The organism is Pseudomonas gingeri, from assembly GCF_013386115.1.
GTDB lineage: Bacteria > Pseudomonadota > Gammaproteobacteria > Pseudomonadales > Pseudomonadaceae > Aquipseudomonas > Aquipseudomonas gingeri.
In genome coordinates this window covers 629,814-653,893 of the sequence record NZ_JACAOR010000001.1, presented here as the reverse complement: position 1 = coordinate 653,893, position 24,080 = coordinate 629,814, and the positions used below count along the sequence as shown (strand labels likewise).

Below are 24,080 nucleotides of genomic sequence, written 5' to 3'. Positions count from 1 at the left end.
TTCAGATCGTGCGGTTTTTCGCTTCGATCCACTGGGCCATGTACTGGGTGCTCTTGTGGTGATGATGACGCAGCATCGCGCCGGTGAAATTATCGCGGCGATGCCGGACCAGTTGTTGCCGGCACTGTTCGATACGCGCCACCAGGGCCGGACCGTGGACGCGCCGGTCGTAACGGGCGGCCAGCAGGGCCTTGCCGTCGGCCTGGGCCTGCTGCCATGAAGACGGATCCTGGTACAACCGGACCGCTGCCTGTGCCAGGGCCTCGGCGCTGGTCGCGACAGCGCCGGGCCAGGGCAGGTCACCGTGCATCGCCTCGGCGCCAATCGGCGTGGTGACGTTCGGCGTGCCGCAGAGCATGGCATCGGCGAGCTTGCCCTTGATGCCGGCGCCAAAGCGCAACGGCGCCAGGCAGATGCGCGCGGCACTCATCACCTGCAGGGCATCCTCGGCCCAGTTCATCACATGAAAGCCTTGGGCGGGGTTGTGCAGCGCCGTTGCCTTGGGCGGCGTGTAGGCACCGTAGACATGCAACTGCGCGCCGGGCAATTGCTGGCGGATCAACGGCCAGAGGGTGGTTTTCATCCAGAGCACCGCGTCCCAGTTCGGCGCATGGCGGAAGTTGCCGATGCTGAGAAAATGCGCTCGATCCTCGAAGGGGGTGAACGCCACGGGTTGCTCGACCATCAGCGGGCACCAGTGCAGCAGGGCCGCTGGCAACCTGAACTGCTCGGTCAGCAGCCTGATCTCGACATCGGAAATCATCAGGCTCAGGTCCGAGCGGTAGATCGCGGCGATCTCCCGTTGGGCCAGGTCGGTATCGCTCATCTGCCGGAACACTTCGTCCAGGTCGGGGGCGAACAGCGCCGTGAAATCGTTCGGGTCCGGATCGGCCTTCAGGCGTTCCCTGAGCTGCTGCTGGCGGGCATCGCGCAGGCTTTGCAGGTCCGAAGTCTCCAGCACGCGCAGGGCGCCGGGGCAATGTTTCTCGACCCGCCAGCCGAACTGCTCTTCCATCATGAAGCGGTCGAACAGCACCACATCCGGCTGCAACTCGCGGATAAAACCGTCGAAACTGCTGTTGTTGAGTTCGATGGCCTGTTCGGCGATGCCCAGGCCTTGCAGGTCGGCCTTGTGTTCGCCGACGCTGGCGGGGCTGGCGAAGGTGATACGCCAGCCGGCTTCGAGGAAGCTTTCGAGGATCTGCATCATGTGCCCACCGGCGGCCGAGGAACGGGGTTCGGGCCAGACATAACCGATAACCAGGACGTGGGTGGTGTCGGTGGCACTCATGGGCAGCAATTCCTTGAAGCGGGCAGGGCAGGAGAAGGGGCGCAATTAAACCACAGCGGCTGCCGAGATTGACCTGTTCCCATGCACTGCGTAGCCTTGCACGTTCGAGGTTCTTCGGCATCCGGCCGAAGCTAAGAAGGGAACGCGGTATGCCGCGGCTGCCCCCGCAACTGTGAACGGCTCGATAATCCTGCAAAGCCACTGCCTAGGGCGGGAAGGCGCGGGAATCGGCGTATCGGATTCATTCCGCCCGCCCGGCCGTAAGCCAGGAGACCTGCCTCGTGACAGATTCTGACAGGGACTATACGAAACTGGCCGAGCGGCGATCAGGCAAGGCAGAAACAGGCGAGCAAGCGGAGTGTAGGGGCCTACATGAGCATTGCGAGCCTGTTTTTAACGCAGCATGATCGTCGCGCAGGCAGTTGCAGATAGTCCCGTAACCGGGCGGGGTGATCCGGAGACGAACTTTCCCGTGCCCTTCAGGGCGGCGGCTTTCGTCCCGTATGCCCGCTACTTTTGCCAAAGGGCATCCGATGAAAACACTGGCCAAACTTCCCGTCACCATCGTTACCGGCTTTCTCGGCTCGGGCAAGACCACCTTGCTGCGCCATATGCTGGACAACGCCCAGGGTCGCCGTATCGCGGTGATCGTCAACGAGTTCGGCGAACTCGGTATCGATGGTGAGATCCTCAAGCAGTGCTCCATCGGCTGCACCGAGGAGGAAGCCAACGGCCGTGTCTATGAACTGGCCAACGGCTGCCTGTGCTGCACCGTGCAGGAAGAGTTCTTCCCGGTGATGCGCGAGTTGGTGGCACGTCGCGGCGACCTCGACCATATCCTCATCGAAACCTCCGGCCTGGCACTGCCCAAGCCGCTGGTCCAGGCGTTCCAGTGGCCGGAAATCCGCAGTGCCTGCACCGTCGACGCGGTGATCACCGTGGTCGACAGCCCGGCCGTGGCCGCCGGTACCTTTGCCGCGTTCCCGGACCAGGTGGATGCCCAGCGCAAGCTTGACCCGAACCTGGACCATGAGTCGCCGCTGCACGAACTGTTCGCCGACCAACTGTCCAGCGCCGACCTGGTGATCCTCAACAAGGCCGACCTGATCAGCCCCGAAGACCTGGCCAAGGTCCGCCTGGAAGTGGCCGAAGAGCTGCCGCCGGCGGTGAAGGTCATCGAAGCCAGCAGCGGTCGCCTGCCACTGGACGTGTTGCTGGGGCTGGGCGCCGGCTCCGAGGAACATATCGACGGCCGCCACAGTCACCACGATCATCACCACGACGGTGACGACCACGATGACCACGACCACGATGCCTTTGACTCGATCTCCATCGAGCTGCCGCAAGCCGACGAAAGCCTGCTGCTCGATGCCCTGACCCAGTTGGTGGTGCAACATGGCATCCTGCGCATCAAGGGCTTCGCCGCGATCCCGAACAAGCCGATGCGCCTGTTGATCCAGGGCGTGGGCACGCGCTTCGACAAACACTTCGATCGCGCCTGGGGCGCCGACGAGCCGCGGGTCACCCGCCTGGTGCTGATCGGCCAGGAACTGGATGCCGCGCTGCTCGAATCGACCCTGCGCGCCGCACTGACGGCCTGACCCCATGCATCTGCTCAGGACCCAGCCCGGCGGCTTCGTGTCGGACGACAATATCGCCGACCTTGGACAAACCCCCGCCGAGCTGGTGATCCTGTGCAGCGGCGATTCCAGCCTGGCGTTGCTCGCCGAAGCGGCGCGGCAATTGCCGGACGACTACCCCAGCCTGCGTCTGGCCAACCCGATGCAGGTACAGAATCATGCCTCGGTCGACCTCTATGTCGACCAGGTCTTGCAGCACGCCAGGGTCATCCTGCTGTCACTGCACGGCGGCATCGGCTATTGGCGTTATGGCATCGAGCGCCTGGTGCAACTGGCCGAGCGCGGCGTGACGCTGATCCTGGTACCGGGCGACGACCGCCCCGACCCGGAACTGAGCGACCTGAGCAACGTCCCGGCGGTACAGGGTGAACGCCTCTGGCACTTCCTGCGCCAGGGCGGCCTGGGCAACGCCTTGCAGTTGTACCGTTGCCTGGCCAGCACCTGGCTGGGGCGCGACTACCCCTGGCAGGAACCGCGGACATTGCCGCGCACGGCGATCTACCACCCGCGGGTGGGCGACGCGCAACTGGCGGACTGGCGCGCCGATTGGCAGGCCGGTCTGCCGGTGGCGGCAGTGTTGTTCTATCGCTCGCATCTGCAGGCGGCCAACACCGCCTTTATCGATGTGTTCTGCCAGCGCTTGCAGAACGCCGGCCTGAACCCGTTGCCGATTGCCGTGGCGAGTCTCAAGGAGCCCGCTTGCCTGGCCGTGGTCGAGGACTGGCTGGACGAGGTCGCGGCGGCGGTGATCCTCAATACCACCGGATTCGCCCAGTCGAGCCCCGAAGCTCCGCACCTGCGTCCGTTTCGCCGCGATATCCCGGTGATCCAGGCGATCTGCGCCCAGGACAACGAGCCCGGCTGGCAGGCCAGCGAGCAAGGGCTGGGACCACGGGACCTGGCGATGCATATCGCCTTGCCGGAGCTGGACGGACGGATCATCAGCCGGCCCATCAGCTTCAAGGACCTGGCCTGGCGCAGCGAGCGCAGCCAGAGCGATGTGGTCTGCTACCGGCCGCAGCCCGAACGCATGGACTTTGTCGCCGAACTGGCGCGCCGCTGGGTCGAACTGGCGCAAGTCGCCAATGGCGACAAGCGCATCGCGCTGATCCTGGCCAACTATCCGACCCGCGACGGGCGCATCGGTAACGGCGTCGGTCTCGATACGCCGGCGGCGGCGCTGAATATCCTGCGGGCGTTGCAGACCCAGGGCTATCCGTTGAGCGATGAGTTGCCCGCCAGCGGCACCGGGCTGATCCAGGCCTTGCTCGGCGGGGTCAGCAACGACCTCGATAGCCTCGACCTGCGGCCCTGTCACCAGAGCCTGGCGCTGGCGGACTACCAGGCGCTGTTCGAGCGCCTGCCCGAAGCCAATCGCCAGGCCGTGCTGGACCGCTGGGGGGACGCGCAAAGCGATCCGATGTTTCGCGGCGGGCGGATGATGGTGGCCGGGCTGCGTTTCGGCCTGACCTTTGTCGGCATCCAGCCGGCCCGGGGTTACCAGGTCGATGCCAGTGCGGTGTACCACGACCCCGACCTGGTGCCGCCCCACGGTTACCTGGCGTTCTATTTCTGGTTGCGTCACGTCTACGGTGCCCATGGCGTGATCCATGTCGGCAAGCACGGCAACCTGGAATGGTTGCCGGGCAAGGGCGTCGGCCTGTCGGAAAACTGCTGGCCGGATGCGCTGCTGGGGCCGTTGCCGAATATCTACCCGTTTATCGTCAACGATCCGGGCGAGGGCGCCCAGGCCAAGCGTCGCACCCAGGCAGTGATCATCGACCACCTGATGCCGCCGTTGACCCGGGCCGAAACCTACGGGCCGTTGCGTGACCTGGAACTGCTGGCCGACGAGTACTACGAAGCGCAGTTGCTCGATCCACGCCGCGCCCGGGAGTTGCAGCGGGATATTCTCAGACTGGTCCGCGAGACCCGCATCGACCGCGAACTGCAACTGGATGCCGGGCTCGACAGCGAAGCCGACGCGGCGATCTGGCTGCCGCGCCTGGACACCTACCTCTGCGACTTGAAGGAGTCGCAGATTCGCGATGGCCTGCACGTCTTCGGCGAATCGCCGGACGGGCGCCTGCGCATCGATACCCTGCTGGCGCTGCTGCGGATTCCCCGTGGCGATGGCCGGGGCGCCCAATCGAGCCTGCTGCGGGCCCTGGCCAAGGCCTTCGAGCTGGGCTTTGACCCGCTTGATTGTGCCCTGGCCGAGCCCTGGACCGGCAGCCGTCCCCAGGCCTTGCAGGCGCTCAGCGAGCAAGCCTGGCGTACGGCCGGCGACAGCCGCGAGCGCCTGGAGCTGTATGCCGCGCAACTGATCGAGCAGTCCCTGGAAGGATCGGCCGCCGTGCCGGATACGCCACCCTGGGCCGATGTACGCAGCATTATCGAGGGCTTGTCGAGCACCGTCGCGCCGCGCCTGGATGCTTGCGGTCCGGCCGAGATGCAAGGACTGCTGGCGGCCCTGCAGGGGCGCTTCGTGCCGGCCGGGCCCAGCGGCGCGCCGAGTCGCGGGCGCCTCGACGTACTGCCCACCGGGCGTAATTTCTTTTCCGTGGATGTGCGCAACCTGCCGACCACCACGGCCTGGCGGATCGGCTTCCAATCGGCCAACCTGATTCTCGAACGGCACCTGCAGGACCACGGCGATCACCTGCGCCAGCTCGGCCTGTCGGTCTGGGGCACGGCGACCATGCGCACCGGTGGCGACGATATCGCCCAGGCAATGGCGTTGATGGGCGTGCGTCCGGTCTGGGCCACGGGCAGCCAGCGGGTCGATGACTTCGAGATCCTGCCGCTGAGCCTGCTGGACCGCCCGCGGGTGGACGTCACCCTGCGGGTCTCGGGGTTCTTCCGCGATGCCTTCGCCAACCTGATCCGCCTGTTCGACGCGGCGGTACAGGCCGTGGCGGCACTGGACGAGCCCGCGGGCATGAACCCGCTGGCGGCCAAGGTGCGCCACGAACGCGAGCAACTGCAGGCCGAGGGGCTCGATGCGCAGCAGGCTGCGCGCCAGGCCGGCTGGCGGATCTTCGGCGCCAAGCCGGGGGCCTATGGCGCCGGTGTGCAGAACGCCATCGATGGGCGCTTGTGGCAAAGCCGCGACGACCTCGCCGAGGTCTACCTGAACTGGGGGGGCTACGCCTACGGCGGCACCGACGAAGGCACGGCCGCCAGGGACCTGTTTGCCCGCCGCCTGAGCCAGGTGCAGGCGGTGCTGCAGAATCAGGACAACCGCGAGCACGACCTGCTCGATTCCAACGATTACTACCAGTTCCAGGGTGGCATGCTGGCGGCCGTGGAAAGCCTCAGTGGCGAAAGCGCGGCCAGTTACCATGGCGACCACAGCCAGCCGGACCTGCCGAAGGTGCGCACCCTCAAGGAAGAGCTGAACCGGGTGATCCGTTCCCGGGCAGCCAATCCGAAGTGGATTGACGGGGTCAAGCGCCACGGTTACAAGGGCGCCTTCGAGCTGGCGGCGACGGTCGACAACCTGTTTGCCTTCGATGCCACGACGCATTTGATCGACGACCACCAGTACGCCTTGCTGGCCGATGCCTATCTGCTCGACGCCGATACCCGCGAGTTTGTCCGTGAGCACAATCCCCATGCCTTGCGGGATATGACCGAGCGCATGCTGGAGGCCCAGCAGCGTGGCTTGTGGAGTGAGCCGGGGGACTATCGCGAGGCCCTGGAAAACCTGCTGCTGGATATAGAAGAAGATTCCTGAGGTATATGGACAATGAGTGACTCCCCGCATTTCCCGCTGTCGGCGGTGGTCGGTGCCGATGCGCTGAAACTGGCGCTGTGCCTGACCGCCATCGATCCGAAGATCGGTGGCGTGCTGATCGAGGGCCCGCGCGGCATGGCCAAGTCGACCCTGGCCCGGGGGCTGGCGGATCTGCTCGCCAGCGGGCAGTTCGTCACCCTGCCGCTCGGCGCCACCGAGGAGCGCCTGGTCGGCACCCTTGACCTGGATGCGGCCCTGGGCGAAGGCCGGGCGCAGTTTTCCCCGGGCGTGCTGGCCAAGGCCGATGGCGGTGTGTTGTACGTCGACGAGGTCAACCTGCTGGCCGACCACCTGGTGGACCTGCTGCTCGATGTGGCGGCCAGCGGTACCAACCTGGTCGAGCGCGACGGTATTTCCCATAGGCACGCGGCGCGTTTCGTGCTGATCGGCACCATGAACCCGGAAGAAGGCGAGTTGCGTCCACAACTGCTCGATCGCTTCGGCCTGAACGTGGCGCTGAGCGGCCAGCCGCTGCCCGGCGAGCGCGGGCAGATCATTCGGCGCCGGCTGGACTTCGACAACGATCCCCAGGCGTTCTGCGAGCAGTGGGAACAACAGCAGCAAGTGCTGCGCCAGCGTTGCGAACAGGCGCGGGCCTTGTTGCCGGCCATTGCCCTGGATGACCAGGCCCTGGCCGAGATCACCGAGCGCTGTTTTGCCGCCGGGGTCGATGGCCTGCGGGCCGATCTGGTCTGGCTGCGGGCGGCGCGCGCCCACGCCGCCTGGCGCGGTGGGCAACGGATTGCCGAAGAGGATATCGAAGCGGTCGCCGAGTTTGCCCTGCGTCATCGGCGCCGGGAAAGCCCACCGTCGGCACCGGCATCGAACCCCGCCGGCGCTGCGCAAGGCGAATCGAGCCCGGCCAAGGGCCAGGGTCAATGGGGCGAGTTGCCCGCCCAGGTATTGCCGGTGGGGGCTCGTCGGGAAATCCCGAGCTGGCCAAAAAAGCCTTAGGCATTCGCCCTCGACCGACGCCGGGGGCGAATGCCAGGGCTGGTGCGGGCCGGGTGCCGAAAGGACGCCAGGGCGCGGCAAGGGCCGGGGAAGACGGGGCGATCAGTTGGGTCGAGACCTTGCTGGGCGGCCGGCCGCGAGTGCGACGTGACTTGCGTTTCCGTCCGCGCAGCAGTTCGCCCCATGAATTGTGGCTGGTGATTGTCGATGCCTCGGCGTCCATCCGCCGACATCAGGCCCTGAGCGATGCCAAGGGCCTGCTGGCGCAACTGTTCGACGATGCCTATCGCCAGCGCGCGCGCCTGGCGTTATTGACCGCCAGCGGTCAGCGACCGCACTGGCAGATCCAGGGCCTGAAGGCGTCCAGTGGCTTGCGCGGCTGGCTGGAGGCCCTGGGAGCGGGTGGCGGCACACCCTTGCTGGCGGCCTTGCAGGAGGCGGGCGAGTGGTTGGCACTGCGGCAAAAGCGCTTTGCCCTGGAGCAGCAACGGGTGCTGGTGCTGACCGACGGCCGCCTCAAGGCCTGGACGGCCCCGGCGCCGTTCAACTGCCCGACCCTGCTGATCGACCTGGAAAAAGCACCGATCCGCCTGGGCCGGGCGCGGCAGCTGGCCAGTGAACTCGCGGCCGAGTACCGGCATATCGAGTCCCTGGGCCTGCCATCGAACAGCTGAAACGCCACTTCAGGATGCCCGTCGCCGGGGACGATCAGACTACCGCGATCTCCACCGCATCGCCGACCCAGCGCACCGGCCACACCCGTAGCTGCTGCTCCGGGTACTCCAGGCACATGCCATCCTCGAGATTGAAATGCTGCTTGTACAACGGCGAGGCGATCACCGGCTGGCCCTTGATATTGCCGACGATGCCGCGACCGATCACATTCGCCCCGGACAGCGGGTCGCGGTTGTCGATGGCATACAGGGTGCGGCCCTGCGCCTCGTCGGGCAGGTAGAACAGGGCCACCTGGGCGCAATGGAACCAGACCACCACGCCGGAGTTTTCCACCAGGTCCTCGCGGCGGCAGACCGCCTGCCACTGGAAGTCGTTGGCAAAGCTGTGTTGTGCTGTCGGCTGGCCCATCAGACCACCTCCTCATGAGCGGGAATCAGGTTGAGTTCGTGTGCGCGCACCGGCCGGCGCTGCTCGCGTTCCTTGACAAAGTGGATGTCCGGATCGCCGCGCTGGTCGTTGACGAAGGTGCGGAAGCGCTTGAGTTTTTCCGGGTCGCTGACCGCGTTGGCCCACTCGCATTCGTAGCGGTCGACCACCAGTTGCAGCTGGCTTTCCAGCTCGGCGGCCAGTCCCAGGCTGTCGTCGATGATCACCGCCTTGAGGAAATCGAGGCCGCCTTCCAGGTTTTCGCGCCAGACCGAGGTCCGTTGCAGGCGGTCGGCAGTGCGGATGTAGAACATCAGGAAACGGTCGACGTAGCGGATCAGGGTCTCGTCATCGAGGTCGGTGGCGAACAGTTCGGCGTGGCGCGGGCGCATGCCGCCGTTTCCGCAGACGTACAGGTTCCAGCCTTTCTCGGTGGCGATCACGCCGATGTCCTTGCTCTGGGCCTCGGCGCATTCGCGGGTGCAGCCGGACACCGCCAGTTTGAACTTGTGCGGCGCGCGCAGGCCCTTGTAGCGATTTTCCAGGAGCAGGGCCATGGCCACGCTGTCCTGCACGCCATAGCGGCACCAGGTGCTGCCGACACAGGATTTCACCGTGCGCAGGGATTTGCCGTAACCGTGGCCGGTTTCGAAGCCGGCGTCGATCAGTTCGCCCCAGATCTGCGGCAGCTCATGCAACTGGGCGCCGAACAGGTCGATGCGCTGGCCGCCGGTAATCTTGGTGTAGAGGTCGTATTTTTTCGCCACGGCGCCGAGGGCGATCAGTTTGTCCGGGGTGATTTCGCCGGCGGCGATGCGCGGGATGATCGAATAGGTGCCGTTCTTCTGCATGTTGGCCATGAAGGTGTCGTTGGTGTCCTGCAGCGGCACCAGCGCCTTGTCCATGATCGGCCGGTTCCAGCACGACGCGAGGATCGAGCCCACCGCCGGCTTGCAGATATCGCAACCGGTGTGGCCCTTGCCATGCTGGGCGAGCAGTGCTTCGAAGGTTTCGATCCGGCCCACCCGCACCAGGGCATAGAGTTCCTGGCGGGTGTAGGCGAAGTGTTCGCAGAGGCTCTTGTCCACCGCCACGCCACGGGCGATCAGCTCATGCTCGAAGACCTGCTTGAGCAAGGCGCTGCAACCGCCGCAGCCGGTGGCCGCCCGGGTCTGCGCCTTGAGGGCCGACAGATCGCTGCAACCGGCGTCCACCGCGCAGCAGATCGCACCCTTGGTGACGTTGTGGCAGGAACAGATGGTCGCGGTCTCGGGCAGTGCGTCGGCACCCAGGGCCGGCGCGCCTTCGCCCACGGGCAGGATCAGGCCGGCGGGGTCCTGGGGCAGGGCAATGGCGTTCTGCACGTACTGCAACAGGGTGTCGTAGTAACTGTTGTCACCCACCAGTACCGCACCGATGACTTTCTTGCCCTCGGCATCGACCACCAGGCGCCGGTAACTGGCATTGGCCTCGTCGATAAAGCGATAGCTGCGTGCACCGGGCGTCGCACCGTGGGCATCGCCGATGGAGCCGACATCGACACCGAGCAGCTTGAGCTTGGTCGACATGTCGGCACCGGTGAAGGTGTCGAAAGCTTCTCCGGCCAGGCGTGCGGCGACATTGCGCGCCATGCTGTAGCCCGGCGCCACGAGGCCGAAAACGCTGCCGTTCCACGAGGCGCATTCACCGATGGCAGAGATGGCCGGATCGCTGGTCTGGCAGTGCGAGTCGACGACGATGCCGCCCCGCGGGGCGATCTCCAGGCCGCTGTTGCGTCCCAGCAGGTCCTGCGGGCGAATCCCCGCGGAGAACACGATCAGATCGGTTTCGAGAAATTCACCACCGTCGAAATTCATCCGATAGCGATAGTCCTCGCCAGCCACGATTTCCTGGGTCGCGCGGGATAGATGGACGCCGACGCCCAGGCCTTCGATCCGGGCCTTGAGCGCGGCGCCGCCGTCATGGTCCAGTTGCACCGGCATCAGCCGGGTGGCGAACTCCACCACATGGGCTTCGAGGCCGAGGGACTTGAGGGCGTTGGCCGCCTCCAGTCCCAGCAGGCCGCCGCCGACCACCACGCCACGACGGGCATCGCTGGCCGCGGCACGGATCGCATCGAGATCGTCGAGGGTCCGGTAGACCAGGCGGGCCGCACCTTCGGAGCCGGGAATCGGCGGCACGAAGGGGTAGGAACCGGTGGCGAGAATCAGTTGGTCGTAGGCCTGGCGTCCGGAGCGGGTGACGATCTCCTGGTGCTCCCGGTCGATTTCGAGGACTTCGGCTCCCAGGTGCAGGTTGACCCCGTGGCGCTCGTACAACCCCGGTTCGCCCAGGGCGAGGGCATGGGCATCCTTGCCGGCAAAATACTCGGAGAGGTGCACGCGGTCATAGGCCGCTTGCCATTCCTCGCCATAGACATGCAGCTCGAAGTGCATCAGGGCACCGCGTTCGATCAGTTGTTCGACGCAGTGATGCCCGACCATGCCATTGCCAACGATCACCAGTTTCTTGCGGCGTTCGACATTCACGATAGCGTTCATGGAAGTTCCTCGGATCACGGCCAATCACGGCTGGCCCAGCAGAAAAAATGCAAAAAAAAACGCCTGGAGCCGAAGCTCCAGGCGCCTTTGCCTGGTGTTTGTTCCTGTTCTGTGAGTGATCGCCGTTGACCACCTGAACGGTCTGCCTGGTCATTCATGGCAGAGAGTAACGGGATAAAAGCAGGGAGCGTGCCAAGTGCCGGTTTGCCGGGTTATTTCAGTACTGGCGCCGGGCTCGGGTTGAAAAGTGAACCTTGTTGGTGCGTATTTCGCTCGGGTCGCCAGTTATGGGGCGCCCTTGCGGCCGTTTTCGCGGGCAAGCCCGCTCCCACAGGGTTGGCGTCGTACACAACATTCAGTTTCAACGCGAGCAAGCATTCAATACACATCCCGCACATAACGCTTGTCCGCCGCCAGGGCGCTGACATAGGCCACCGCCTCGTCGGCATCCAAACCGCCATGAGTGCGCACCACCTGCTTGAGTGCCGCGTCGACATCCCGCGCCATGCGGCTGGCATCGCCGCAGACATAAAAGCCCGCGCCTTCCTCCAGCCAGGCCCAGAGCTGCGCGCCTTGCTCGATCATGCGTTGCTGCACGTAGATCTTCTGCGCCTGGTCCCGGGAGAACGCGGTATCGAGCCGTTGCAGATGGCCTTGCTCAAGCCATGCTTCCAGTTCCTCGCGGTAATAGAAGTCGCTGGCGGCATGCTGTTCGCCGAATAACAGCCAGTTCTTGCCCGTGGCACCGATGGCCTGGCGCTCCTGCAGAAAGGCGCGGAACGGTGCCACGCCAGTGCCCGGACCGACCATGATCATCGGTGCCCGGGGATCGGCGGGCGTGCGGAAGTTGGCCGACTTCTGGACGAAGATCGGCACCTCCAGGCCTTCGGCGCGGTCGGCGAGAAACCCCGAGCAACTGCCGGAGCGCGACTGTCCGGCATGTTCGTAGCGTACGGTGGAAACCGTGAGATGGACTTCGCCGGGATGCACCTTGGGGCTCGATGAAATGGAGTACAGCCTGGGTTGCAGCGGTTTCAGGCAATCCACCAGTTCCTGCGGGCCGAGGCCGACCTGCAACTCGCGCAACAGGTCCGCCGGTTGCCGGCCCCAGAGCCAGTCCTTGAGTTCGGTCTTGTGTTCGTCGGCCAGCAGGCGCTTGAGTTGCGCACTGCCGGAACGCTGAAACACCAGTTGCAGCAACGCCGGGCTGATCCGGCCGATTTCCAGATGACGACTCAGGGCCTCTTCCAGTGGCATCGGGGTCTGGTCCTTGATGGTCACCACGGCGTCGACCCGGGCCGCCAGGCAGGTCATCAGCTGTTCCACCTGTCTCGGGCAATGGCTGGGCCAGACGCCCAGGGCATCGCCGGCCTGGTAGTCGAGGCCGCTGTCGCCAAGGTCGAAGATGAACTGGCGGGTCTCCTTGCCGGCCTCGGGGCCGCTGAGCAGGCGGTTGTGCTTCAAACGTGCGGCCAGGGGTTGCTGGCGACTGTAGCGAGTCGGGGCGGGAGCCGCCGCGGGTTTTTCGGACAGCGCCGAGTCGAGCTTCTCCAGCCAGGCGCCGGCCGGCTCCTGGTAGTCAGGCTCGCAATCGACCCGAGGGGCCAGGCGCTGCGCCCCGAGGCTGTGCAGACGTTCATCGAGCTTGCGACCGAAACCGCAGAACTGGTCATAACTGGAGTCACCGAAGGCCAGCACGGCAAAACGCAGGTTCGCCAGGCTCGGGGCGTTGTCCGCCGCCAGGGCCTGCCAGAAGGCATGGGCATTGTCCGGCGGATCGCCGTCGCCAAAGGTGCTGGTCAGCAGCAACGCACGACCGGTCTGGCTCAGCTCCTGGGCCTGGATACTGTCCATCGATGCCAGCCGGACCCGATGACCTTTCTGTTGCAGGCGCTCGGCGGCTGACTTGGCGAAGGCCTCGACCGTGCCGGTCTGGGATGACCAGAGCAACAGCAAGGGTGGCTCTTCGGCTGCTGGAGAACTCGCCGTGACCTGTTCCTGGGGCGGCTCATGACGGGCGAACAGGCCGGCGAGGATGCCTTCGAGGATCAGCCGATTGCCCGGCTGCAACGGCGCATTGGCCGGCAGCGCCGGCACGCCGGCGACGGCCTGACTGCTGCGCAGTCCCAACAGGAAGCCTTGCAGGTAGAGATTCTCGCTGGGAGCCAGTTGAATACTGGGCGGCGTGTCGAGCCCGAGGATCCGGGCCAGGGCTTGGGTCTGCATCGTGTGCGGGGCCTCCGTGCGCGAGGGCAAGGGCAGGGGATCAGGCTGGGGTGCCTCGACCCGGCTCAGGGTCACGGCGCTGAACTTGAATTCCGGTTGCAGGGAAATCGGGTCCACGGCATCGCTGGTGACGGCATTGATCGCCAGGTCCTCGCCGTAGACATCGTTCCAGTGGAAAGGCGCGAAGCAGTTGCCGGGCAACACCCGTTCGCTGACCTGTGCCGGCAATACCGCGCGGCCACGGGCCGAACGGATTTCGACAGCGTCCTTTGCCGCGATCCCCAGGCGTGCCGCATCGAGCGGGTTGAGCTCGACAAAGGGGCCGGGGTTGAGTTTGTTCAGGGTCGCGACCTTGCCGGTCTTGGTCAGGGTGTGCCATTGATGCTGCAAGCGCCCGGTGTTGAGGACCATCGGGAAGCGGTCGCCGGGCTGATCGGCCGCCGGCTGCCAGGGGCGGGCGAAAAACATCGCCTTGCCGCTCGCGGTGGGGAACAGCAGGCGCGGGAAACTGCCATCGGCGGCCGGCTGGCGGGCTTTGCCGAGGCCGTCGTTCAGATAGCGGATAGGGTTGCGGTCGTGTAGCTGATCCGGTCCGCAGGGCCACTGCAACGGGGTCTGCTCCAGTCGTTCGTAACTGACGCCCCGCAGGTCGTAGCCGGTCTTCGGGTTCCAGGCCCGCTTGATCTCCTCGAACACCTCGGCGGCGCTGGCGTAGCTGAACGCTTCGGCATAACCCATTTCACAGGCCACCCTGGCGATGATCTGCCAATCGGGCAGGGCCTGGCCCGGGGCGTCCACGGCCTTGCGCATCAGGGTCAGGTTGCGCTCGGAATTGATCATCACCCCCTGGGCCTCGGCCCATAAGGCCGCCGGCAACAGGATGTCGGCGTAGCCATTGGTCTCGGTATCGAGAAAGGCATCCTGGGCAATCACCAGCTCGGCGGCCTGGAGTCCGGCGATCACTTTCTGCCGATTGGGCAGCGAGGCCACCGGATTGGTGCAGATGATCCAGCAGGCCTTGACCTTGCCGGCCTGCATGTCCTCGAACAGCGCGACGCTGCCGCCGCCCACCGTCTGGCTCAGGCTGCCACGGGGGATCTGCCAGAGGTCTTCGATGAAATCGCGGTCGGCGGCCACCAGCGCCGAACGCTGGCCGGGCAAGCCAGGGCCCATGTAGCCCATTTCCCGGCCGCCCATGGCGTTCGGCTGGCCGGTCAGTGAGAACGGACCGCTGCCCGGGCGGCAGATCGCCCCGGTGGCCAGGTGCAGGTTGCACAGCGCATTGGTGTGCCAGGTGCCATGGGTGCTCTGGTTCAGGCCCATGGTCCAGCAACTCATCCACTCGGCGGCTTCGCCGATCCACTGCGCGGCCTGGCGGATCTGCGCCTCGGGCAGGCCGGTCAGCGTCGCGACCCGTGCCGGGCCGTAGTCCTCGAGAAAGTCCGGGAGGGCTTCCCAGCCCTCGGTAAAGGCCTCGATAAACGCCGGGTCGGTGTGGCCGTTTTTCAGCAGCAGGTGCAACAGGCCGTTGAGCAATGCCAGGTCGCTGCCCGGCCTGATCTGCAGGAACAGGTCGGCCTTGTCGGCGGTGGCGTTGCGCCGCGGGTCGACGACGATCAGGCGTGCCCCTGACTTGAGGCGATCCATCAGGCGCAGGAACAGGATCGGATGACAATCGGCCATGTTCGCGCCGATGACGAAGAACAGATTGGCCTTGTCGAAATCCTGGTAGGAGCCCGGTGGGCCATCGGCTCCCAGCGACAGTTTGTAGCCGGCCCCGGCGCTGGCCATGCACAGGCGCGAGTTGGACTCGATCATATTGGTCCGGACAAACCCCTTGGCCAGTTTGTTGGCCAGGTACTGGGCTTCCAGGGACATCTGCCCGGAGACGTAGAAGGACAACGCGTCGGGGCCGTGTTCCTCGAGGATGGCCTTGAGCCGGCGAGCGGTTTCGCTGATGGCCTGGTCCATGCCCACCTGGCCCGGGTCGCGCTTGCGTTCGTGGCGGACAAAGGCCTGCTCCATCCGCCCGGAATGGTTCAGCGGCTGGGCGCAGGTGCTGCCCTTGGTGCAAAGACGCCCGAAGTTGGTCGGATGTTGCTTGTCGCCGCTGACCTTGATCACCTGATTGTCGCGGACCTCCATGACGATGCCGCAGCCGACACCGCAATAAGGACACACGCTGCGCACGGTGGTATGGGTCATGGTTTCCCCCAGCAGTTCCCGGAAATGAAAAAGGCGCTGTGTCGCACTCCGTCGAAACGGGGCAACACGGCGCCTTTGTCGTGAAATCAGCCGTCAGCGTTGACGGTGGTTGTTCCGATGACTGCAAGGCTCGCGCCAAGTATTCTTCTGATCGTTCCCACGCTCTGCGTGGGACATGCAGCCCGTGACGCTCTGCGTCACAGAAGCGCACGCAGAGCGTCCAGGGAGGCGTGCCCACGCGGAGCATGGGCACGATCGGCGCAAGGGGTGGGAGCGGGCTTGCCCGCGAATGGCCGCCGCGCCGTCCGGCTCAAGTTGCACCGTGGACGACTGCGCAACTTGGTATTCGCCCCAGCTTGGGGCAGAAAACTCAGCGCCGGGCGGAAAACACCTCGCCGATGCTGCGGCGTTTCGCCTGGGCTTCACAGGTGATGATCAACTGCTCCAGGTCCTCGGGGGTGACATCGATGAACTCTTGCATCTGCGCCAGGGCGTGTTCCAGGTCGGCGCGGGTGATGCCCGGTGGCTCGCCCGGTACATGGCTGGCGATAAAGGTGCCCGGCGGCTCGACATGCACCTTGGGGTAACGCACCCGGGTCAGGTTGTTGTAGCCGATGGCAATCAGCAACAGGCACAGCGCCGAGAGCATCACCGGTTCCAGGACCTGCCAGCCCAGCGCCACGGTGTCCGGGTCGGCGATCACCATCAGCAGGGCCAAAGCCCCGGCCGGCGGATGCAGGCAACGCAGCAGGCACATCGCGAGCAAGGCGAGGCCCACCGCCAGGCTGGCGCTGCCCAGGCCGCGATCGAGGAAATGCACCACCAGTAGCGACACCAGCGTGGCGCAGCCGTAGCTGCCGATGATCGACCAGGGCTGGGCGAGGGCGCCCGAGGACACGGCGAACAACAACACTGCCGAGGCGCCCAGCGGGCCGATCAGGTGCAGGGCCACCGGCAGGCCGAACAGCTGGGCACAGGCCCAGACACTGAACAGCGTGCCGAGGGAGACGCCGATGGCGGCACGGCTCCATTCGCTGGGGCGGGTGTTGAGGGCGGCGGGCAACAGGCGGCGTGACCAGCGGGCAAACATGGCGAGAACGGTCCACTTCAGGTTCGACGGAAAAAAAGAAGGGCTTGTGCGCCTGGCGCAAAGCCCTTTCAAAGTTCCAACATTTGGGGGAGGAACCAGCACAGTGTGCCGCGCCGGCGAACCGCTGGCTAATTCATAATAATGCGCCTTAAGTGCATTATTTTTGCAGTAAAGGGATGCCGCGACCGGCGAGGAAGCACAGGCAGCCGCCCAGTGCCGTGAGGCCGCTGAGCACATAGAACATGGTGGTGGCCGGCGTGTTGATCAGCAGATAGCCGCAGATCACCGGGCTCAGGGCGCCGCCCAGGGCCGCCAGGTTCTGCGCGCCGAGGTAGCTGCCGCGCAGGTTTTCCGGGGCGATGGTATCGATGAACAGATACTCCGCCGGGTAGATGATCATTTCGCCGAGGGTGAAGATGAACATCGCGATGCACCAGGACACCAGGTTGGTGGCGTAGCTGAAACCGATCAGACCGACGATGAAGAAGGTGGTGCCGACGCCGATCCAGTAGCGCAATTGCTCGCGCTTGAGAAAGCGGCCGATCTGGTATTGCAGCAGGATCACGCTGATGGCGTTGCAGGCGAGGATCGCCGACATGGTGGTCAGGGCATCCTGGTTGCTGTGGGTCACCAGCAGGAACTGCGACAGGTACAGGGTGTAGCGCCCGTGGACGATAGTGTTGAGCAGGCTGCCACAGGTGAACATGATCAGCGTGCGGTCGCCGCGCAGGGTCGACAGGGTGCCGAGAAAGCTCGCCGGCTTGCCGATCAGGGCCTGGGCGTGGGGGGCGATGCCGAACATCAGGAACATGCTGGAGAAGGCGATCCCGGCGGCGATCAGGAACGGTGCCTGCGGCTGGACCCCGGCGATGACCACGCCGAGCATGGGGCCGGTGGCGTAGCCGACATTGGTCAGGGTGTAGCGCAACGAGAACACCTTGGCCCGCTGCCCCATGGGCAGGTTTTCGCTGATGATCGCCTTGGAACCGATCAGGAACAGCGCCGAGGCGGTTTCGGTGATGATCAGGGTCAGGGTGGTCAGGTACAGGTCCTGGGCAAAGGTCAGCAGGGTGAAGCCGATGGCGCTGGAGAGCATGGCCAGGATCAGCAGCCGGCGCTTCTCCAGGCGGTCGATGACATAACCGCCGTAGAGCGACATCAAGGTCGCGATAAAGACCGCGATGCCCAGCAGCAGGCCGACATCCTGCTGGTTCAGGCCCAGCTTGCGGCTGAGGAACAGGGTCAGCAGCGGGCTGGTGATCGCGCGGCTGACGACGATGGTCACGGAGCAGATCATCAGCCGGCGGATAACGAGGGAGTAGGTGGCCACGGTGGTGCTTATGTCCTTGTTTGATTGTGTCGTCTTGCACGGCCCTTGCAGGAGCCGGCGTGCCGGCGATGGCGACCGATCAGGCCATGCAAGGCTCACGGACCCATCGCCGGCACGCCGGCTCCCACAATGTCCGCGTTTCCTCAGGCCGCATCGTGCTCCATCAGGAGGCTGACCGACTCCAGTTCTTCCAGTCGCCCCACCTGTTCCAGCAGGGCTTCGGCCCGTGCCCTGGGCATCGTCCGGGTTGCCAGGCTGAAAAACTTGTCCTGCAAGCCGGCGTCGCTCAGCGGATTGCCCGGCGCGCCCAGGGGCACCTCGACACAGATCCGCGCTTCGCGCCCGTCGGTGGTGCGCAGCCGCACCCAGGGTTCGCCGGCGTCGGACAGTTGCGGGTCGACTTCCAGGTGGATCCGCGACATCCAGCGGGCGATGTCCGGCGAGCGGCGGTTTTCCTCGCTATAGGCTTCCAGGCGCACATGCCCGAATGCCAGGCGCGCCGCCAGGGCGTAGGGCAGGCTCATCTGCGCACCGGCCAGCGAACGGGCGTCGCGTGCGCCGCACATATTCTCCAGGAAGCCGCACAGCGACACCTCGACGCTCTCGACTTGCCGGACCTCGACCTGCAATTGATCCAGCAGCCGCCCGACCGCATCGATGGCCGAATGGGTACCCCGGCAGGAGGCATAAGGCTTGATCGAACAGCGCGCGAGTTTCCAGACCTGGCCCAGGCCGTCCTCCAGCGCCGCGGGCCGCGCCTGTTCCCCGGCCAGGGTCTGCAGGAAACCACCCCAGACATCGTCGAACACCTGGCCGGGTCCGCTGATGCCCTCGCGGGCGAAACGCGCCGCCAGCAACCCGCCTTCGGCGGCGCGTCCGCTGTGCAGGCGCTTGCTTTGCGAGCCGTCGTGGATAAACGCCCAGAGTCCGCCGCTGAAACTGGCGGCGATGCCCAGCGCCGACGTCATCTGTGCGGCGTCCAGGCCGAAGAGCCGACCACAGGCCGCGGCCGCGCCGAACACCCCGCAGGTCGCGGTGGAGTGCCAGCCGGCACCGTTGTGCTGCTCGTAGCCGCCGCAGGCTTCCAGTACCCGGCGGCCGACTTCGTAGCCGATCACCACGGCACAGAGCAGTTCCTTGCCGCTGACGGGCTCGCTACAGCCACTGACGGCTGCCATCACCGCCGGCAACACCACGGCGCCGGAATGGTCGCAGCCACCGGTATCGTCCAGTTCCAGGGCATGGGCGGCGATGCCGTTGAGCAGCGCGGCCTGGCTGGCCTGGGTACGCAAGCCGGTGCCCCAGATTGGCGCGGGGCCATCAGGCGCCAGGTCCAGGGCGCGCCGGACGCCGAGCGCGACTTCGCTGTCGGCCCCGGCGAGGGCCGCGCCGAAGGTGTCGAGGATATGCCGTTTGGCTTGTTCGACCAGGGCGGCGGGCAGGTCTTCGAAACGGCTTTCAACACAAAAGCGCACCAGGCGCTGCAAGCGTTCACTCATGGTGGGAGGTCCTGGGCGGGTAGGTTCGGTAGTGCCGCTCGTAGACCGCGGCCGGGTGGTCCTCTGTCATCGGTGCGGCGCTCCCGGCCCACCATTGGGCGACCTCTTCGGCACTGGCAATCCACACATCTTCGTGCCGTTGGATGCTCTGGAGCAGTTCGCGCAGCACCCCGATACGACCCGGGGTGGCGATGATTTCCGGGTGCAGGCGCAGCACGTAGCACAGGCCGAAACGGTGGAAACCGGCAAAGTCCATCTGCATGTTGCCCAGGGTATGGCTGTAGGAGGCGATCCGTGATTGCGCTGGCGGCACGGCGGGACTGAGGTTGAAGGCGAAGTAGGGTTCGTCTTCCAGCTCATAGTGCAACGGCAGTTCGATCAACCGGGGGGCGGTGGGGTGGGCGAACGGCAGATCGTCGCCGCGCCATGACGACGACCAGCGGATCCCCTGTTCCTGCAGGGCCTCGGTAAAACCCGGGAGCCAGTTGCCGGCGGGAATCCGGAAGCCTCGCGGCCGTTGGCCGGTCAATGTCGCCAGGGTCTCGCAACCCCGGACCAGCGCCGCCTTCTGCTGGTCCAGGCTGAGCAGGTCGTAGTTCTGGTGGCGATAGCCGGCGCAGGCGATCTCATGGCCGCCGGCGAGGATCGCCTGAATATGCGCCGGGTTTTCCTCGGCAACGATACCGGGAATGCACCAGCTGCTGCGTACCTGCAACTCGTCGAACAGCCCGAGCAGACGCTCGACCCCGCGCTGGCTGCCATAGCGCCAGACCGACAGGGTCTTGTCGCGCCCGGCCACCTGCGGGGCCTGGGTGAGGATGCCGTGGATATCGTTGTAGTCGACGGTGATCACCACCGCACTGCGATACGGCGCGGGCCAGGGGCTCTTGAACGCGGGCCCTGGCACTGGCGTGCGTTGGAACTCAGCCATGATGATGCTCCTTGAGCCACCACTGGGCGACCTCGCGGCAGGTGGCGAACCAGACGTCATCGCGCTGGCGCATATGTTCGAACAGCCGCTCGAGCAACAACAGGCGCCCCGGCTTGCCGGTGATCTTGGGGTGGAACAGGGTGGTCAGGCACAGGCCCTCGTCCGCGGCGCCGTCGAACTCGCGGCACCAGTTGTCGAGGGTCAGCTCGTAGCTGGCGGTGCGATCCAGCCCGGACGGGAAGTCCGGCCCGCGGGTGTAGGCGATGGAGGCGTAGTCATCCATCTCCCAGCGACCGGGGATCTCCACCAGCGGCTGGCGGTGGCCGGGGACATTGACCAGGTACGGCCGATCATCCCCACGCATGCTGCTGGAGTAGGTCACGCCGGCTTCCACCAGCATCGCCGGGGTTTCGGCATGCCAGTCGCCGGACGGCGTGCGAAAGCCCTCGGCGCGGATATTCAGGTGTTGCCAGAACACCTCGCGGCATTTCTTCATCACGTCCTTCTGCTGGTCCAGCGAAAGGGCGTAAAAGGATTCGTGTTTGTAGCCGTGGTAGGCCACCTCATGTCCGCGCTCGATGATCGCCTGGCACTGGCGCGGCCAGTTTTCCACGACCCAGGCCGGGACGAAGAAAGTGGTCGGCAGGCGAAACTCTTCCAGCAGGTCCAGCAGCCGCGGCAGGGCCCGGTACGGGCCGTAGCCGCCAAAGCCGAAGTACTCGGGCTTGTGCCAGATCGAGTCGTCGAGCATGGCATCGCCGGTGGGCCCGTCGAGGTCGAAGGCCAGGGCCAGGCAGGCTTTATGCCCGCCCGGCCAGGTCGGTGTCGGGGACATGGGTGGCTATTCCTTCTCTACACCAGCGGTTACTGGCCTTTGTTGATGGAAACGGTGTCGATCGCGCCCACCGTCAGTTCCCATTTCTTCAGGATGGCCTGGTAGCTGCCGTCGGCGATCATGCTCTGCAGGGCGGCCTGGATGGCGTCACGCAGTTCCTGGTTTTCCTTGCTCACGCCGATTCCGGTGAATTGCACGGTCATCGGTGTGCCGATGATCTTGAAGGTGTTCTTTTCCTGGGTGGCCAGGTACGGCAGGGTCTCGCTGCCTTGCACGGCGGCGTTGATGCGGCTCTGGCGCAGTTGCGCGCGGGCGTCGGCCGAACCTTCGGTGCCGATGACCTTGATCTGCTTGTCAGCCGGGCAGTGGGCGCTGCTCCAGGCGGCGATTTCCGCCGGGAAGGTGGTACGCCGACTGGTACCGACGGTCTTGCCGCAGATATCGGTCATCTGGTTGATGTCCTTGTTCTTCTCCAGGGTGTAGAACTGCGAACCGCTGGTGAAGTAGTCGACGAAATCCACGGCCTTCTGGCGCTCGGCGGTGTCGGTCATGCCCGACAGCACGATGTCCACGCGCTTGGTGGTCAGGGCGTTGACCATCTGCTCGAAGGAGGTTTCCTGCCATTGCATCTTCACGCCCAGGCGCTCGGCCAGGGCGTTGCCCAGTTCGTAGTCGACGCCGGTGAGTTCGTTGGTGGCCGGGTCCTTGAAGTCCATCGGCGGATAGTTGGGCATGATCGCCGCGGTGATAAAGCCCTTGGCCTTGATGCTGGCGGGCAACTCGGCGGCCCAGGTGAAGCTGGAAGCCATCAGGCCGGCGAGTACTGCTGGGATTACGTAATTCTTCATGGTCGTTCTCTTATGAGTGTTGTGAGGTCCAGGTGAACCTAGGTTCGAACGGCAGAAATGAAGCTTTGGGTGCGAGGGTTCTGTGGGTTTATTAGTATTTCTTCGGGGCTTCCTTCCTCCACGATCTGCCCGCCGTCCATGAACACCATGCGGTTCGAGACTTCGCGTGCGAAGCCCAGCTCATGGGTGACGACGATCATGGTCATGCCGGTGCGCGCCAGATCGCGCATCACCGACAGCACCTCACCGACCAGTTCCGGGTCGAGTGCCGAAGTGGGTTCATCGAACAGCATCAGCTTGGGCCGCATCGCCAGGGCCCGGGCGATAGCCACCCGTTGCTGCTGGCCGCCGGACAGCTCGATGGGGTAGCTGTTGCGCTTGTCGGCCAGGCCGACCCGGGCCAGCAGCTCCAGGGCTTCCTCGACGGACTCCTTGGGCGAACGCTTGAGGACCTGGACCGGGCCTTCGATGATGTTTTCCAGCACAGTCATGTGCGGGAACAGGTTGAAGCGCTGGAACACCATGCCGGTGGCCAGGCGCTGGCGGGCGATCTGCGCTTCGTTGAGCTCGTGCAGCTTGTTGCCGGCAATGCGGTAGCCGACCAGCTCGCCGTCGACCCAGAGGCCACCCTTGTCGATCTTCTCCAACTGGTTGACGCAGCGCAGCAGGGTGCTCTTGCCGGAGCCGGACGGGCCGATGATGCACAGCACTTCGCCTTGTTCGACTTCGATGCTGACGTCCTTGAGGGCGTGGAACGAGTCGTAGTATTTGTTCAGGCTCACGGCCTTGACGATGCTTCTCATGTTCGAATTCTCCAGGACGCTTACGAACGCTTGCCGGCGCCGCGGGCGAATCGGCGTTCCAGACGGCTTTGACCAAAGGACAGGACGGTGATGGCGAGCAGGTACCAGATACCGGCGACCATCAGCAGCTCCATCACGCGGGCGTTGGCGTAGTAGATGTTCTGGGCGTTGTAGAGCAGTTCCGAATACTGGATCACGCTCGCCAGGCTGGTCGCCTTGACCATGCTGATGAATTCGTTGCCCACCGGCGGGATGATGATGCGCATGGCCTGGGGCAGGATGATCCGGCGCAGGGCCTGCAGGCGTGGCATGCCGATGGACTTGGCCGCTTCATACTGGCCGGTGTCCACCGACAGCAGGCCGGCACGCACCACTTCGGCGGTATAGGCGCCCTGGTTGATGCTCAGGCCCAGGAGCGCCGCGACGAACGGGGTCATCAGGCTCACGGTGTCGAGCTGGAACAGTCCGGGAATCCCGACGGTGGGGAAGATCAGCGCCAGGTTGAACCACAGCAGCAACTGGAGGATCAGCGGGGTGCCGCGGAACAGCCAGGTGTAGGTGATCGCCACGTAGCGCAGGATCGGGTTGCTCGACATGCGCATGATCGCGGTGATCACGCCGAAGACAATGCCCAGGATCATCGCGAGGACGGCCATGATCAGCGTATTCAGCAGGCCGGTCAGGATTGACTTGGCAGTGAAGAACTGACCGATATAGGCCCATTCGATCTGGCCATTGGCAAAGGCGCGGGCCAGTCCGACGAGGGCGATGACGATCACCGTGGCGAAGAATATCCGCCCGTAGTAACGCCGGGGCACGTGCTCGTACTGGGTAATGTCGAACTGGTTCTCGGCCTGCTTGCGCTCGGCGAGGAGGCGTTCTGCCTGGGTCTGGCTCATGGTGTTTCTCCATGTGGGAGCGGGCTTGCCCGTGAAGGCGATCTCGGGATCGCCAGAAGCTTCGCGGGCAAGCCCGCCCCCACAGTGTC

At 65.3% G+C, this 24,080-nt stretch carries 16 protein-coding genes and 1 riboswitch; of the genes, 4 read left to right on the top strand and 12 right to left on the bottom strand.

Annotated features, from left to right (window positions below):
• Position 1: 1 nt before the first annotated feature.
• Positions 2–1,291, bottom strand: coding sequence for a glycosyltransferase (locus tag HX881_RS02740; protein WP_177082629.1), 1,290 nt, complete (start codon positions 1,289–1,291; stop codon positions 2–4).
• Between the two features lie 90 nt (positions 1,292–1,381).
• Positions 1,382–1,587, top strand: a riboswitch (cobalamin riboswitch).
• A gap of 237 nt (positions 1,588–1,824) precedes the next feature.
• On the opposite strand from HX881_RS02740, the gene cobW reads away from it, so the two are divergent.
• Genes cobW through HX881_RS02720 form a run of 4 tightly spaced genes read left to right on the top strand, consistent with a single transcriptional unit; the run spans position 1,825 to position 8,358 of the window.
• Positions 1,825–2,892 (top strand): cobalamin biosynthesis protein CobW, encoded by a 1,068-nt coding sequence (cobW, locus tag HX881_RS02735; protein WP_017128449.1) that lies wholly within the window; start codon positions 1,825–1,827, stop codon positions 2,890–2,892.
• A 4-nt stretch (positions 2,893–2,896) separates the two neighbouring features.
• Entirely contained in the window at positions 2,897–6,670 is a 3,774-nt protein-coding gene (gene cobN, locus HX881_RS02730; protein WP_177082627.1) for a cobaltochelatase subunit CobN, read from the top strand.
• 12 nt (positions 6,671–6,682) lie between these two features.
• Positions 6,683–7,684, top strand: coding sequence for a magnesium chelatase ATPase subunit I (locus HX881_RS02725; RefSeq protein ID WP_177082624.1), 1,002 nt, complete (start codon positions 6,683–6,685; stop codon positions 7,682–7,684).
• Positions 7,609–8,358, top strand: a complete 750-nt coding sequence (locus HX881_RS02720; RefSeq protein WP_177082622.1) for a vWA domain-containing protein — start codon at positions 7,609–7,611, stop codon at positions 8,356–8,358. Before HX881_RS02725 ends, HX881_RS02720 begins: the two co-directional genes overlap by 76 nt.
• A 34-nt stretch (positions 8,359–8,392) precedes the next feature.
• Here the strand turns inward: HX881_RS02720 and nirD are convergent, their stop codons facing one another.
• The 11 genes from nirD to HX881_RS02665 all read right to left on the bottom strand — a co-directional run bounded on the left by nirD (position 8,393) and on the right by HX881_RS02665 (position 23,991).
• Positions 8,393–8,767, bottom strand: a complete 375-nt coding sequence (gene nirD, locus HX881_RS02715; protein WP_017128445.1) for a nitrite reductase small subunit NirD — start codon at positions 8,765–8,767, stop codon at positions 8,393–8,395.
• A complete protein-coding gene (nirB, locus tag HX881_RS02710) occupies positions 8,767–11,325 on the bottom strand; it encodes a nitrite reductase large subunit NirB (RefSeq protein WP_177082619.1) in 2,559 nt (852 codons plus the stop codon). Before nirB ends, nirD begins: the two co-directional genes overlap by 1 nt.
• Before the next feature lie 378 nt (positions 11,326–11,703).
• On the bottom strand, positions 11,704–15,756 hold the full coding sequence (locus HX881_RS02705; protein ID WP_177082617.1) for a bifunctional nitrate reductase/sulfite reductase flavoprotein subunit alpha: 4,053 nt from the start codon (positions 15,754–15,756) through the stop codon (positions 11,704–11,706).
• 370 nt (positions 15,757–16,126) lie between these two features.
• Positions 16,127–16,846, bottom strand: coding sequence for an HPP family protein (locus tag HX881_RS02700; RefSeq protein ID WP_177082615.1), 720 nt, complete (start codon positions 16,844–16,846; stop codon positions 16,127–16,129).
• Between the two features lie 157 nt (positions 16,847–17,003).
• Positions 17,004–18,176 carry an MFS transporter gene (locus HX881_RS02695; protein WP_177082613.1) on the bottom strand — a complete coding sequence of 391 codons (1,173 nt, stop codon included), beginning with the start codon at positions 18,174–18,176 and terminating at the stop codon, positions 17,004–17,006.
• Positions 18,177–18,319: 143 nt separating this feature from the next.
• On the bottom strand, positions 18,320–19,675 hold the full coding sequence (locus HX881_RS02690) for an MmgE/PrpD family protein (protein ID WP_177082611.1): 1,356 nt from the start codon (positions 19,673–19,675) through the stop codon (positions 18,320–18,322).
• Positions 19,668–20,606 carry a polysaccharide deacetylase family protein gene (locus HX881_RS02685; RefSeq protein ID WP_218171541.1) on the bottom strand — a complete coding sequence of 313 codons (939 nt, stop codon included), beginning with the start codon at positions 20,604–20,606 and terminating at the stop codon, positions 19,668–19,670. The genes HX881_RS02690 and HX881_RS02685 overlap by 8 nt, the downstream gene beginning before the upstream one ends.
• The gene (locus HX881_RS02680) at positions 20,599–21,441 is read right to left on the bottom strand and encodes a polysaccharide deacetylase family protein (RefSeq protein WP_017128439.1); all 843 of its coding nucleotides are present in this window, start codon (positions 21,439–21,441) and stop codon (positions 20,599–20,601) included. The genes HX881_RS02685 and HX881_RS02680 overlap by 8 nt, the downstream gene beginning before the upstream one ends.
• Positions 21,442–21,470: 29 nt before the next feature.
• Positions 21,471–22,289 carry an ABC transporter substrate-binding protein gene (locus HX881_RS02675; RefSeq protein WP_042936456.1) on the bottom strand — a complete coding sequence of 273 codons (819 nt, stop codon included), beginning with the start codon at positions 22,287–22,289 and terminating at the stop codon, positions 21,471–21,473.
• Positions 22,290–22,327: 38 nt separating this feature from the next.
• Entirely contained in the window at positions 22,328–23,092 is a 765-nt protein-coding gene (locus HX881_RS02670) for an amino acid ABC transporter ATP-binding protein (RefSeq protein ID WP_017128437.1), read from the bottom strand.
• 20 nt (positions 23,093–23,112) lie between these two features.
• Positions 23,113–23,991 carry an amino acid ABC transporter permease gene (locus HX881_RS02665; protein WP_017128436.1) on the bottom strand — a complete coding sequence of 293 codons (879 nt, stop codon included), beginning with the start codon at positions 23,989–23,991 and terminating at the stop codon, positions 23,113–23,115.
• Positions 23,992–24,080: the final 89 nt, after the last annotated feature.

Coding starts and splice junctions, on each gene's coding strand:
- HX881_RS02740 (WP_177082629.1), bottom strand. CDS start 1,291: ATGAGTGCCACCGACACCACCCACGTCCTGGTTATCGGTTATGTCTGG.
- cobW (WP_017128449.1), top strand. CDS start 1,825: ATGAAAACACTGGCCAAACTTCCCGTCACCATCGTTACCGGCTTTCTC.
- cobN (WP_177082627.1), top strand. CDS start 2,897: ATGCATCTGCTCAGGACCCAGCCCGGCGGCTTCGTGTCGGACGACAAT.
- HX881_RS02725 (WP_177082624.1), top strand. CDS start 6,683: ATGAGTGACTCCCCGCATTTCCCGCTGTCGGCGGTGGTCGGTGCCGAT.
- HX881_RS02720 (WP_177082622.1), top strand. CDS start 7,609: ATGGGGCGAGTTGCCCGCCCAGGTATTGCCGGTGGGGGCTCGTCGGGA.
- nirD (WP_017128445.1), bottom strand. CDS start 8,767: ATGGGCCAGCCGACAGCACAACACAGCTTTGCCAACGACTTCCAGTGG.
- nirB (WP_177082619.1), bottom strand. CDS start 11,325: ATGAACGCTATCGTGAATGTCGAACGCCGCAAGAAACTGGTGATCGTT.
- HX881_RS02705 (WP_177082617.1), bottom strand. CDS start 15,756: ATGACCCATACCACCGTGCGCAGCGTGTGTCCTTATTGCGGTGTCGGC.
- HX881_RS02700 (WP_177082615.1), bottom strand. CDS start 16,846: ATGTTTGCCCGCTGGTCACGCCGCCTGTTGCCCGCCGCCCTCAACACC.
- HX881_RS02690 (WP_177082611.1), bottom strand. CDS start 19,675: ATGAGTGAACGCTTGCAGCGCCTGGTGCGCTTTTGTGTTGAAAGCCGT.
- HX881_RS02685 (WP_218171541.1), bottom strand. CDS start 20,606: ATGGCTGAGTTCCAACGCACGCCAGTGCCAGGGCCCGCGTTCAAGAGC.
- HX881_RS02680 (WP_017128439.1), bottom strand. CDS start 21,441: ATGTCCCCGACACCGACCTGGCCGGGCGGGCATAAAGCCTGCCTGGCC.
- HX881_RS02675 (WP_042936456.1), bottom strand. CDS start 22,289: ATGAAGAATTACGTAATCCCAGCAGTACTCGCCGGCCTGATGGCTTCC.
- HX881_RS02670 (WP_017128437.1), bottom strand. CDS start 23,092: ATGAGAAGCATCGTCAAGGCCGTGAGCCTGAACAAATACTACGACTCG.
- HX881_RS02665 (WP_017128436.1), bottom strand. CDS start 23,991: ATGAGCCAGACCCAGGCAGAACGCCTCCTCGCCGAGCGCAAGCAGGCC.